7 protein-coding genes are annotated in these 12,878 nt (G+C 61.3%); 2 read left to right on the forward strand and 5 right to left on the reverse strand.

Annotation, left to right across the window (positions count from 1 at the left end):
• Positions 1–2,567: bifunctional aconitate hydratase 2/2-methylisocitrate dehydratase (gene acnB, locus ACIPLA_RS05515; RefSeq protein WP_401172132.1), on the forward strand; the 2,567-nt coding region annotated here is incomplete at its 5' end.
• Positions 2,568–2,618: 51 nt separating this feature from the next.
• Here the strand turns inward: acnB and ACIPLA_RS05520 are convergent.
• Together ACIPLA_RS05520 and ACIPLA_RS05525 are read right to left on the reverse strand one after the other, a co-directional pair.
• Complete coding sequence (locus tag ACIPLA_RS05520; protein WP_401172135.1) at positions 2,619–4,295, reverse strand: SulP family inorganic anion transporter; 1,677 nt, start codon at positions 4,293–4,295, stop codon at positions 2,619–2,621.
• Between the two features lie 205 nt (positions 4,296–4,500).
• On the reverse strand, positions 4,501–5,781 hold the full coding sequence (locus ACIPLA_RS05525; RefSeq protein WP_401172138.1) for a serine/threonine transporter: 1,281 nt from the start codon (positions 5,779–5,781) through the stop codon (positions 4,501–4,503).
• 431 nt (positions 5,782–6,212) lie between these two features.
• Between ACIPLA_RS05525 and ACIPLA_RS05530 the strand changes: the two genes are divergently transcribed.
• Positions 6,213–7,184 carry a 2-hydroxyacid dehydrogenase gene (locus tag ACIPLA_RS05530; protein ID WP_401172141.1) on the forward strand — a complete coding sequence of 324 codons (972 nt, stop codon included), beginning with the start codon at positions 6,213–6,215 and terminating at the stop codon, positions 7,182–7,184.
• Here the strand turns inward: ACIPLA_RS05530 and tssA are convergent.
• From tssA to ACIPLA_RS05545, 3 genes are read right to left on the reverse strand one after another with little or no spacing between them, the layout of a single operon-like run.
• Positions 7,181–8,269, reverse strand: coding sequence for a type VI secretion system protein TssA (tssA, locus tag ACIPLA_RS05535; protein ID WP_218396302.1), 1,089 nt, complete (start codon positions 8,267–8,269; stop codon positions 7,181–7,183). The genes ACIPLA_RS05530 and tssA overlap by 4 nt on opposite strands.
• A complete protein-coding gene (locus ACIPLA_RS05540; RefSeq protein WP_401172145.1) occupies positions 8,266–12,102 on the reverse strand; it encodes a type VI secretion system protein in 3,837 nt (1,278 codons plus the stop codon). Before ACIPLA_RS05540 ends, tssA begins: the two co-directional genes overlap by 4 nt.
• Positions 12,099–12,866: a DotU family type IV/VI secretion system protein gene (locus ACIPLA_RS05545; protein ID WP_218396307.1), complete on the reverse strand. Its 768-nt coding sequence runs from the start codon at positions 12,864–12,866 to the stop codon at positions 12,099–12,101. The genes ACIPLA_RS05540 and ACIPLA_RS05545 overlap by 4 nt, the downstream gene beginning before the upstream one ends.
• Positions 12,867–12,878 lie beyond the last annotated feature (12 nt).

A 12,878-nucleotide genomic window follows, 5' to 3' on the forward strand; every position in this document is an offset into this window, starting at 1 on the left:
GTGCAGCACTGGGTATCGTTCCCCAGCCGCTTAACGCCGAACAAACTGCAGGCCTGGTCGAGCTGCTGAAGAATCCCCCGGCTGGCGAAGAAGCCTTCCTCGTTGACCTGATCACCAATCGCGTTCCGCCAGGCGTGGACGAAGCTGCCTATGTAAAGGCCGGTTTCCTCTCTGCCCTCGCCAAAGGCGAAGCCAAATCCCCTCTGATCGACAAGAAACGCGCTGTTGAACTGCTCGGCACCATGCAGGGCGGCTACAACATCGTGACGCTGGTCAATCTGCTGGACGACGCCGAACTGGCGCCAGTGGCCGCCGAAGAACTCAAGCACACCCTGCTGATGTTCGATGCCTTCCACGACGTCGCGGAACGCGCCAAGAACGGCAATATTCACGCCAAAGGCGTGCTGCAATCCTGGGCCGACGGCGAGTGGTTCAAGAACCGCCCTGTGCTGGCCGACAAGATCAGCCTGCGCGTGTTCAAGGTGACTGGCGAAACCAACACCGACGACCTGTCCCCTGCTCCTGATGCCTGGTCCCGCCCTGACATCCCGCTGCACGCCCTGGCCATGCTGAAAATGGCTCGCGACGGCATCGTGCCGGACGTGCAAGGCTCCATCGGTCCGATGAAGCAGATCGAAGAAATGCGCAACAGCGGCTTCCCGATCGCCTACGTCGGTGACGTGGTCGGTACCGGTTCGTCGCGTAAATCGGCCACCAACTCGGTGCTGTGGTTCTTCGGCGACGACGTTCCTTACGTGCCGAACAAGCGTGCTGGCGGCTTCTGCTTCGGCAGCAAGATCGCTCCGATCTTCTACAACACCATGGAAGATGCCGGCGCACTGCCAATTGAATTCGATGTGACCAACATCAACATGGGCGACGTGATCGACCTGTACCCGCACGCTGGCAAAGTCTGCAAGCACGGTACTGACGAAGTCATCACCACCTTCGAAATGAAGACCCCTGTGCTGTTGGACGAAGTCCGTGCCGGCGGTCGTATTCCGCTGATCATCGGCCGTGGCCTGACCGATAAGGCTCGCGCCGAACTGGGTCTGCCAGCATTCGACCTGTTCAAGAAACCGGATGCCCCGATCGAAAGCACCAAGGGCTTCACCCTGGCGCAGAAAATGGTCGGCAAGGCGTGCGGCGTAGCCGGTGTGCGTCCAGGCACCTACTGCGAACCGAAGATGACCACCGTCGGTTCCCAGGACACCACCGGTCCAATGACCCGTGACGAACTGAAAGACCTGGCGTGCCTGGGCTTCTCCGCTGATCTGGTGATGCAGTCGTTCTGCCACACCGCGGCTTATCCAAAGCCGATCGACGTGACCACCCACCACACCCTGCCTGACTTCATCATGACCCGCGGCGGCGTTTCCCTGCGTCCGGGCGACGGCATCATCCACAGCTGGCTGAACCGCATGCTGCTGCCGGACACCGTCGGTACCGGTGGTGACTCCCACACCCGTTTCCCGATGGGCATTTCGTTCCCGGCCGGTTCCGGCCTGGTCGCATTCGCCGCTGCCACTGGCGTGATGCCGCTGGACATGCCGGAATCGATCCTGGTGCGCTTCAAAGGCAAGATGCAACCGGGCGTCACCCTGCGTGACCTGGTTCACGCCATTCCTTACTTCGCGATTCAGGCTGGCCTGCTGACCGTCGAGAAGAAAGGCAAGAAGAACGCCTTCTCCGGCCGCATCCTGGAAATCGAAGGCCTGGACAACCTGAGCATCGAACAGGCTTTCGAGCTGTCCGACGCCTCGGCCGAACGTTCGGCTGCCGGTTGCACCATCAAGCTGTCGAAAGAATCGATCACCGAGTACCTGCAATCGAACATCACCCTGCTGCGCTGGATGATCGGTGAAGGCTACGGTGATGTGCGTACCCTGGAACGTCGTGCCCAAGCGATGGAAGCCTGGATCGCCAACCCTGAGTTGATGGTGGCCGATGCTGACGCCGAATACGCTGAAATCATCGAAATCGACCTGGCCGACATCAAGGAGCCTGTGCTCTGCGCGCCAAACGATCCGGACGACGCCCGTCTGCTGTCCAGCGTTGCTGGCGAGAAGATCGACGAAGTGTTCATCGGTTCGTGCATGCCCAACATCGGTCACTTCCGCGCTGCCGGTAAACTGCTGGATCAGGTCAAGGGGCAGCTGCCAACCCGTCTGTGGCTGTCGCCGCCGACCAAAATGGACGCGCACCAGCTGACCGAAGAAGGCTACTACGGCATCTACGGCAAGGCCGGCGCACGCATGGAAATGCCAGGCTGCTCGCTGTGCATGGGTAACCAGGCACGTGTAGAGCCGAACTCGACTGTTGTGTCGACATCGACCCGTAACTTCCCGAACCGTCTGGGTGACGGCGCGAACGTCTACCTGGCTTCGGCCGAACTGGCGTCCGTTGCGTCCATCCTGGGTCGCCTGCCGACCGTCGAGGAGTACATGGAATACGCTGGCAAGATCGACAGCATGGCGGCCGACGTTTACCGCTACCTGTCCTTCGACCAGATCGCCGAGTTCCGTGAAGCTGCTGCGAACGCCAACATCCCGGTCGTTCAAGCCTAACGTTACAACGCCATAAAAAACGCCGCCCATCGTGAGATGAGCGGCGTTTTTTTATGCCTGCGACACCTGCCCCGCCGACGTGAGCGCTTGGTGTACGGCAACGTCGACACTCAGGTCGCTGAGAATGACCTGTTCGCGCTCCGGGGCGGGCAATATCGAGAGTACCGCCTGAGCCTGGTCCTTGAGCCGCGCCAGGATCAACAACATGTTCAGCGTCCGCACCTGCAAAAAGAACGCTTCCAGCGCTTCGATGCTGGTGCCGTCCAGATCGGGCGACTCTTCGAGACTGAGAATAATCGTATGCACCCGTGGCTCTGAGTGCCGGGCCAGGTGCAGCGCACCACCCAGAATGCGTTCCACATTAGCGAAAAACAGTGCCTCGCTGGGTCTGAGGATCAATATGCCGGGGGTTTGCACGGCGTGAGGATGACGCTGCAGGTCGACGTAATCGTGACCGCTGCCCATTTGCCCCAGCACTTGAATATCCGCCGAAGACATCTGTTTCAGCATCAGCACCACGCTGATCACCACCGCCACCAGCAAGCCGTCCAGCACCCCCAACACCAGCACCGCCGCCACCGCGCAAATCACCAGCAAGCGGTCGCGGCGCCAGATGAAATAGCGCCCCAATGGCTGCAGGCTCAAACCGCGCGCCAAGGCATGAATGACGATGGCGGCCAGCACCGGCTCGGGAGTCAGGGCGATGTAGGGCAGTACCGTCAATACGATGAGCAAGACCACCCCCGCCGCCACCGCGCCGGCCAGACGCGAACCGGCCCCCGCTGCCTCATTGGCCGACGTCGCGGAGTAACCGGCTCCCGCCGGCATGCCATGGAATAGCCCGGACAGCAGATTGGCCGCACCGAGGGCCAGCAGATCACGGTTCGAGGAGACGCGGTCACCGTGCTTGATCGCAAACGAGGTGATCGATCCGTAAGACTCGGCATACAGAATCATCACCATGGCAAACGCCAATTCCCCCAGACGTAGCCAGTCGGTAAACGGCAATACTGGCAGCCGAGGCATTTCAAGGCTCAGGTCGATCACACCGATCAGTTTCACCCCGTAGGCCGGTAAGTTCAGCCACTGGCCGGCCGCAATGCCGAGCGCCACGACCAGCAAACCTCCGGGCAAACGCCGGACCCGCGCGCACAGCCACAGCACCACCAATGACACCGCCGCCACCAGCGCGCCGACGCGATTCCACTGTGGCAACTGCTCCAGCAACTGCGGCATGAGGTGGATCAGATTGCCGCTGTTCAAGTGCACATCGACGGCGCTCGCCGCCTGCTTGAGGATGATGGTCATCGCCAGGCCCAAGGCAAAGCCGCGCAACACCGGTTTGGCAATGAACGAAGTCACGCTGCCGAGCCTGAGCAGACCGGCCAGCAAAAAGAACCCACCGGTCACCAACACCAGACCGATCGCCAGGCTCATACGCAGGGCGGAATCACCGTTGGCCAGCGTGGCGGTGGAGGCAGCCAGAACGGCGGCGGAGGAAGAGGTCGCGGAAACGATGGCAAAACGGCTGGTACCTAACAGCCCGTAGCACAGCAGACCGGCAAATAACGCAATGACCCCGGCCTGTGGCGGTAACGCAGCAATGCTGGAATAGGCGACCGCCTCGGGCAACAACAAACCGGCAATCGACAAGCCGGCCAATACGTCCAGCCAGCGATTGGGTATATCGGCACGGGGTTGCGCCGTTGCGCCAGTGGCACCTGCCATAAAGCGTCTCCAGAGAAAGCGCTCCACGATGATGCGCTAATGCAACCCGCAGCTTAGCCGTTAATACCCTGGAATGGTGTGCTCTGGATCAGGTTGCCCTGAACCCCGTAGGAGCGAGGCTTGCCCGCGAAGAACGATAACGCGGTATGCCTGATGGACCGAGGCGACTGATTCGCGGGCAAGCCTCGCTCCTACGGGGTATGCGTCAGGCAGTCAGGGAGTAGATCAACGCCGAAATCGCCACCAGGCCCACCGCCGTCACGAAGACGTTAGAGGCTTGACCACGAAAGCGCGCCATCGCCGGAACCTTGCGGATCGCGTACATCGGCATCAGGAACAGGATCGCGGCGATCACCGGGCCACCAAGGGTTTCGATCATCAGCAGAATGCTCGGGTTCAGCGTGGCAACAATCCAGCAGACCACCAGCATGAACGCCGCAGTCATGCGGTCCAGCGTCTTCGGTGCCGGGCGTTTGCCGCTCTTGACGATCAGGCCCTTCAAGCCTTCGCTGGCGCCGATGTAGTGGCCCAGGAACGACTTGGAAATGGCCACAAAGGCAATCAACGGCGCCGCGAAGGCGATGGTCGGGTTGCTGAAGTGGTTGGCCAGGTACGACAGGATCGACAGGTTCTGCGCCTTGGCTTGGGCCAGTTGCGCCGGCGACAGGGTCAGCACGCAGCTGAAGACGAAGAACAGCACCATCACCACCATCAAGAGGTGGGCGCGGGACAGGATCTGCGAGCTGCGCTCTTCGGCATGCGCGCCGTAGCGACGCTTCTGGTCCACTGCGAACGCCGAGATGATCGGCGAATGGTTGAACGAGAACACCATCACCGGAATCGCCAGCCACAAGGTGTGCAGCAGCGCCGACGACTCAGGCAGCGTGGATGCAGTGCTGAGGATGCCGCCATTCCAGTGCGGAACCAGAAACACCGCCAAAAACAGCAGCGCGACGATGAACGGATAGACCATCAGGCTCATGGCCTTGACGATCGCCTGCTCACCGCAACGCACCACTGCCAACAGGCCGAGAATCAATACGAACGACAGCACGGCGCGCGGTGGCGGCATGATGTGCAGTTGATGTTCGAGGAAACTGCCCACGGTGTTGGTCAGGGCTACGCTGTAAATCAGCAGGATCGGGAAGATCGCGAAGAAATACAGCAACGTGATCAACGCGCCGGCCTTGATGCCGAAGTGCTCTTCCACCACTTCGGTGATGTCGGCGCCTTCGCGGCCGGACAAGACAAAGCGGGTCAGGCCACGGTGGGCGTAAAACGTCATAGGGAATGCCAGCACCGCCAGGATCAGCAGCGGCCAGAAGCCGCCCAGCCCCGCGTTGATCGGCAAAAACAGGGTGCCGGCCCCGATTGCCGTGCCAAACAGGCCCAGCATCCAGGTGGTGTCATGGCGATTCCAGCTTTCTAGGCTCGCTGGTGTTGCCGCTACATAGCGTTCGTCGACGCTATTGGCCTGATCATTCATCCGGTCGGATCTCCGCTTTCCGGTCACTTGCCACCCGGTCAGGACGAGTCGGAAAAAACCGACAGGCAGCGCCCTGGCCGAAACAGGGGCGCGATTGTCCGGGATTAATCAACAGAAGCAAAGACTTAGCTGAGCAATGGTTATGCGGATCAGATGCAGCTGGCGAAACACGCGTTCTCCCGTAGGAGCGAGGCTTGCCCGCGAACCAGTCGCCTCGGTCCATCAGGAATACCGAGTAATCGTTCTTCGCGGGCAAGCCTCGCTCCTACGAATCGCGGGCAAATGATCTAGTGTTGTCATTAGAAGGATCGCAGGCTTCGCCAGCTCCGACACCGGGAGCCAAAGCCCCTGACCATTGCCAAACCGCTCTGGAGTCAGCAACCTGAAACGACGTTCAAACCCCGAAATTCCGCTGCCCACAGGAGCCCAGCATGACCGCAACTGTTCTGGTACTGGTTGAAACCATCAATGAATACCTGCCGATTCTCGAACATCAGGGGTTTCATTTGATCCTGGCCCCGACCCCGGCCGAGCGCGCCGCCGCCATTGCCCGACAGGGCAGCCAGATCGATGCGGTGCTGACGCGCGGTCCATTGGGCCTGCGTGCCGATGAAATGGCCGCCCTGCCCAACCTTAAGCTCATCTGCGTGATCGGGGCCGGTTACGAACACGTCGACCTGCAAGCCGCGGCCGACCGTGGTATCACCGTCACCAATGGGGCCGGCGTCAATGCCTCTTCCGTCGCCGACCACGCCATGGCGTTGCTGCTGGCACTGGTGCGCGATATTCCTCGGGCCGATGCTGCCGTGCGTCGGGGCGAGTGGCCGAAAATCATGCGCCCTTCCCTGGCCGGCAAGCGCCTGGGCATCCTCGGCCTCGGTGCCGTCGGCATCGCTATCGCCAAACGTGCCGCCAACGGCTTCGACATGAGCGTGAGTTACCACAACCGCCAGCATCGCAGCGACGTGCCCTACAGCTTTTGCTCGACGCCGACCGAACTGGCACGCCATTCGGATTTTCTGATCGTTGCCGCACCCGGCGGGCTCGGTACTCAGCACTTGATCAACAGGCAGGTACTCGACGCTTTAGGGCCTAACGGATTTATCGTCAACATCGCGCGGGCCAGCGTGATCGTCACGGCTGACCTGATCAGCGCGCTGGAACAACGACGGATCGCTGGCGCCGCGCTGGATGTCTTCGATAACGAACCACAGGTGCCGGACGCCCTCAAGGGACTGGCCAACGTGATTTTGACCCCGCATGTCGCCGGGTTGTCCCCGGAGGCCACCCAAGGCACCGTGGAACTGGTCGGCAAAAACCTGACGGCATTTTTTTCCGGTCAACCGGTGCTCACCCCCATCGCTTTACCGCGGCCGTCGGCAGCCGCCCGCAACACTCATTAAAGGACGCCCAACAGCGTCCAGAGTCGCCGGGATTCGGCATCGGCGCTGATCAGTTCGCCAAGCAGCTCACTGAGGGGCTTGTTGCCCCATTCCACGCCTCGTTTGATCAAATAGGGAACCGGGCTGTGGGGTTCGGTGCGCGCCAGGTACTCGGCGATCAACAGCAATTGCCGGTACGCCTCTTCACGATTCGCCGGCTCGCTGAACACCTGAGGCGCCGCAATGACGGGCGGCACGTCGGCCGGGCTCGATGCCGCCACCGCTGGAATTTCGACAGGCGCCGGGGTCGGTTTTCGTGGGTGCATGGCGATGAACTCCTGAACCAGCGTCAACAACGCTTCAATCACGTCCTGCAACGCTTTGAAGCCTGGGGCCTGATTGCCGAGATAAGCGTCGCTCCACACCTCCAGGCGTTGCAGGTGCTGCTGGCTGAGCAGCAACGTGCCCTGGCTGCGCAACCAGAATGACAACGGGGTGGCGCGAATCTGTTCGGTCAACTTTTTCTGTTCGTTGCGCGCGTTTTCAGCCGAGGTCTTGGCCGTTTTGCTGTCGCTGGCCTGTACCTGTTGCAGTTGCAATCGGCGCCAGGCATCCAGACAGAAACTATCGAATTCATTGTTGCGCGGCTCGAACAACGGCACGCGGGTCAGCAGCACTTCAGCGTAGCGTCGAGCCAGCCATTCGAGCGGAATCACCCGCCATGACTGATCGCCGTCCTCCGCCTGGGGGTGCAGGTGCTCGGGGTAGCGCTCGCATAACCCGGCCACCAGCGCCAGGCTGCCCGGCAACCCTTCGAGCCCATCCTGATGCAGCCAGGCCTCACCCAACCAGGCGCTGAGCATCAAATCCTTGCTGCGTTCGAGCAGCAGGCTGGTGGTCAGTTTTTCCAGTTCTGGCCATTGGGCGCGTTTGATCGACGACTGCCACACCCCCGTGGGCAAACTGGTGTCGTCCTCACGGCGCAGTTCGCGCAACCGGTCGAACTCAGGCTCATAACGCAGATCCTGACCACAGGGCGCCTGCTCGCTGATCGGTTCGAGCAACTGAGTAATCAGTTCCGGCAACGGCGTTGAAGGTTGATTCACAGGCCCTCCTTTTGGGATTCGATGTCATGGGCTTCAATGCCCGCGGTCGATCTCGTCACCATGAACGGAGAGCGTGGGGCCCGGGTTGGCAAGGGCTGAATGGACAGCGGCAATTTCGAGCCCTGGGTCATCAACGACAGGCGCACAAACATCAGGGTTTGCTCGGCGGTGGTGGTGCTGGACTGCGTCGTCACAGGCAGGCGCAAGGTCAACGGAAAGTCCGTGTAGTCCATGTTCGGCTGGCGTTGCACCGACACGTGCGAACGCATCAAGCGCAATAACGACCACGGCCCGCTGTACTCCCAGCCCGCTTCCAGATCCCGCACCACCAGGCTCGGCTGCAACGGATCGTTGGCCGGGCGCTGGTAGCCATTTCGGGCCCAACGCAAGGTCAGCCGGATCGGTTGGCCAACCATCCAGCGCAGGTTCTGCTGCGGCTCGCCGGGATAGCTGAGCTGTTGATTGCCGGCATTCAAGCCCCAGGCAATCACCTGATCGGCACCGCGCTCTTCCTCTCGATCGGTGCGCCAGCGCACGTCCATCTCCAGCCCCAACACACCGCTCTTGTCGCGTACAAACATCGGCCCCAGCCAGGTACTGGCTTGCTTCAGACGATTGAGAAAGTCTTCGGCGGCCAGGCGTTCCGGGGTCTGGCTCAGCAGCAATCCGGCTTGCGCCACCGGCAAACGCTTGTCGATCAGCTCCAGCAAATGCTGAACCCTGGCCGGGTCAGCGTCGGCGGCCTGAAGGCCATTGGCAAACGGAAAGCGCTCCGCCAGGTACTGATTGAAATAGTTGGCCAGGTCGTTCCATGCGGCCGCTGCCTGTTGCTGCTGCAGGAACTGGCAGCGTTGCATGGCAGTTTGTTGCAGATCCACCGCCCGCAACGCCAGTGTTCCGCGCCCGCCAGACAGGTTGGCGGTTTGCAGGATCTGGCTGCAGGACGTGGCGTCCATTTCGATGAAGTCGCGACTGACCAATTGTTCGATCTGCGCCGGCGAACTGGCGGGGTTCTGTTCCTTGTATTTGAGTAGTTCGTCGTTGAGCGCACTGAACTGCGTCACGCGTTCATAATCCAGCGCCGAGAGGTTCTGTTGCTGGACTTTCAGCCACTCCAGCGCCGAGGTGCGTCGCTCGGTGATGCCGAGCATGGTGTTGAATTGCTGCTTGAGGCTCAGTTTCAAATCCTGCACGTCGTTGGCGCCATACAGTTGCAGGCCGAGGTTTTTCGAGCCGTCCCACTGGCTGATTTCGGTGCGCCCGCTGAACAGCGGCTGGGCGACGATTTCGTCGAGGCCGCTGACGATTTCGGCCAGGGCGCGGCGGTTCAAGGCCGTTTGCAAACGCGTGGCCAGATCACTGCGACGCACCTCGATAAAGGCTTTTTGCAAAGCAATCGCCTGGGAGGCCTGCACATTGAAAACACCGCCATGGACCTGAGCATTGTGCTCGCGCAGGCTCGACAACATGGCCTTGACCACTGCGCCTTCGGCCGCTTGCAACAAGGCGCCGCGATACGCCGGGGGAATGCGTGGCAACTCTTCGGCGGCGTAACTCTTGTAGCTGGCGAAATAGTTCAGCGCACTGTCGAGGTCGTCGCCATCAACGCCCTGCCCTTGCCCATCCGGGGCTTCAGAGCGATCCGCCTGTAAGGCGATGGCCACAAAGTCACGCTTGAACAGCGCCTGCACCGCGTTGTTGAGCTGCACCACATGTTCCTGCAAGACCAGTTGCCCGCTGCCTTGCTGGATCAATAAATTGTCCCGGGAGCCGGCCTGGACGATCCATTGATCGCGAAAACTCTGTTGCAGCTTGGCCGCCTGCATTTCCAACTGTTGTTCCAGTTGCGGTCCGAGCAAGGCGCTTTTGCGCACGTTGTCCAGCAACTCACGGTAGCCAGGCACCAGGTCCTGACCCTTGCCGCGGCCCCACGCCGAATTGGTCAAGCCGATCACGGTTTGCAGGTCATCGACCAGTGCGCGCAAATCTTCGAGCTCGGTGAGGGAGTTGCCACTGCCGGCTTCCAGCCGTTCCAGATGCAGCTTGAGATAACCGGCCTGGCGCACGAAATTGTCGGCCAGGAAATACTGGTCCAGCCAGCGCTCCATGAGCCCAAGGAAATTTTCCTCGATCACCGGGCGCTCGACGGTCAGATCCAGCGGTCGCAAATCGCTGCCATCAGCCTCGAACAACGCCCGATTGTAAAAACCGGCGCGGTGCAACGTGCCGACGTTGAGGTTCAGCGACAACGCGTTGTTGCTCAGCAACACCAGATCTTCGAGAGGGGCCTTGGGGTTGTTCAGCGCCTGACTGAACCACTGGTTCTGCTGCTCCAGATTCACCGCGCGCTCCACCAGATCCTTGGCCTTGACGTAGTTTTGCCATTGGGCCGGATCTTCGCTTTCGACGTTACCCCGTCGTTCGGTGTTGCGGATGGTCTTGAGTTGCGCCAGCTCCGCGCTCAACAGGTCGCGCAACGGCAGCATCAAATGGCTCTGGGCGGTCAGGCGCAACTCGCTCGCCAACTGCGCATCCAGCGAAGAGAACCAGGAGGTTGGAAATACCACTGAGGTGAAGCTCCAGCCCGGCGCCTTTTCCAGCACCCGCCAGAAACCCTGGACGTTGCGCCGGGTCGACTCCAGCCGATGAGATTCATCCGTGACCGCCGCGTAGTTTTTCTGCGCCCCTTGCAGCAGGCGCGACAGTTCATGGGCCTCCTTGACCGAATCCTGCCAGACCCACAGCATGCCCACGCCCCAAACCACCGCGACCACTAGCGCCACCCCACCGGTCACGCGCTGCCAGCGTTGACGCAGGCGTAACAGACGCGGCACCACCTGGGCCAGACCGCGCTCGGCGACCACCCGCCGCTGCCACAATTGCCGGGCGAAGGCACTCTGCTGCAACCCGGTGTCGTAGGCCGAAAATCCGTCGGCGCTGTCTTCCGCGGGCTGATTGGCAGTGAAATAGATACCGCGAAAGCGCGGTGCCTCACCTTGCGCATTGCCCTGGAAAACCGGCTCCAACAAGGATTGCAGATGGCGCCGCAAGGCGTCGAAACGTTCCGGCAAGCCATACAGCTCTGTGCTCAGTTGCCCGGACAAGGCGCCGATTTCGATGATCGATTCCGCCAAGGCCCGAGTCACCTGATCCAGTGCCTGATCGCTCCATTGCGCTTGCCAGACCGCATCGGTCCCGTGGGGCGACGACCAGCCCAGCGTGCGTTCACGGGCCTCGACCGGCAGCGCGGTGATCAACTCCTGAAAGCCCGGCAACTCTTCCATGCCGGTAATCACCACGTACACCGGCAGGCTCAGCCCGAACCGTTGCAACACATCGATGAAGCGTCGGCGCGCCGCCAACCCGAGGGTCGCGGCTTGCTCGACGTTGCCCAGTCGACTGACCGGTACCGTCCAGATCACTCCGTCCAGCGGACGTTGACTGCGCAAGCGCAGGATCAATCCCAGCAAGCGCCACCAGCCGCCCCGTTGCAGGTGCATGCCTTCATCCGGCAGAAACAGTGCCTGTGGCACCACCAATACCGCCCCTTCAGGGTCCGACCACCAGCGGCCGAACCAGGCCGGTTTGTCCGTCGGCTGCAAACGCCACTGGCTACACAACTGCGTGCCCTGGGTTTCGTTGCCGAGCATCAGCAGCCATGGAATCTGATACCGGTCCTGGGCGCCCTGCTCTTGCTCCATGTGCCGCACCGCCAGGTAAAAACTGCGAATCGCCGCACCGCTTTGCGTGCGCCACCACCAGACCGCTACCCCGACAATCGCCAGCAGCAACAGCACGGCAATGACGAGGCCGAGAATCCCCAGCGTGCTCATGAGTCTTGCTCCGAGGCGGTCACGGAATCGGTCATCTGCAAGACCGGTTCGAGCTCCAGACGAATGTCACGCCAGAACAACTGCCCCAACCCGGTCAGCAGCAGAACCATGGCGAGAATCCCCAGGCCCAGGCGAAAACCGTCGGGCAACGAACGGCGCACTGGCAATTGCAGCGGCGGCACGGCCGAAGGTTGTTCGAGCCGGGCACTGACGTCGGCATAATCCGCCTCGTGCTGCCAGGCAAAGGTGAACAGCGCCAGGCGCCATTTTTCATGCTGAGTCTGATTCGGTTCGCCGCGCAGCCGTCCCTGAAATCCCAGCACCAGACACTGCAAATAGACGTTGGCCAGATCGCGAGTGGTGGGAATCTGCTCGTCCAGCAATTCCTTGATCGCCAGCGGTATCCGCTCACCGGCCTGACGGCTGGCGTACAACCGCGACTCCAAGGGTTTTTCCTGCCAGGCCGATTGCCCGGGCCACGGCGTAAACAGCAAGGTTTCATCGACCAGCGCGACAAAGGCATAGACCAGCGCCTTGACTTGCTCGGTGGCGGCGTCACCGACTTTGGCGAATGCGGTTCGCCACAGTCGTTGGGAGATTTGCGTCGACAGTTCGACCACCGCCTCCACCAGCGCTTCGTCCTCGCTGTCCTTGGGTAACTGGTTCCAGTCCTGGGACCATTGCTGCCAGGCCTGGCGAAAAGCACTGCTCAGCGGCGCTTCGTGGAGGCCTCGTGTACCCGATCCGACATTGCCCTCAGACATAGGACGTTCCTT

The organism is Pseudomonas sp. NPDC086112, from assembly GCF_044746425.1.
Classification (GTDB): domain Bacteria; phylum Pseudomonadota; class Gammaproteobacteria; order Pseudomonadales; family Pseudomonadaceae; genus Aquipseudomonas.

What these genes read in the sequence shown, in the direction of transcription:
- ACIPLA_RS05520 (WP_401172135.1), bottom strand. Translation starts at nt 4,295, where the DNA reads ATGGCAGGTGCCACTGGCGCAACGGCGCAACCCCGTGCCGATATACCC.
- ACIPLA_RS05525 (WP_401172138.1), bottom strand. Translation starts at nt 5,781, where the DNA reads ATGAATGATCAGGCCAATAGCGTCGACGAACGCTATGTAGCGGCAACA.
- ACIPLA_RS05530 (WP_401172141.1), top strand. Translation starts at nt 6,213, where the DNA reads ATGACCGCAACTGTTCTGGTACTGGTTGAAACCATCAATGAATACCTG.
- ACIPLA_RS05540 (WP_401172145.1), bottom strand. Translation starts at nt 12,102, where the DNA reads ATGAGCACGCTGGGGATTCTCGGCCTCGTCATTGCCGTGCTGTTGCTG.
- ACIPLA_RS05545 (WP_218396307.1), bottom strand. Translation starts at nt 12,866, where the DNA reads ATGTCTGAGGGCAATGTCGGATCGGGTACACGAGGCCTCCACGAAGCG.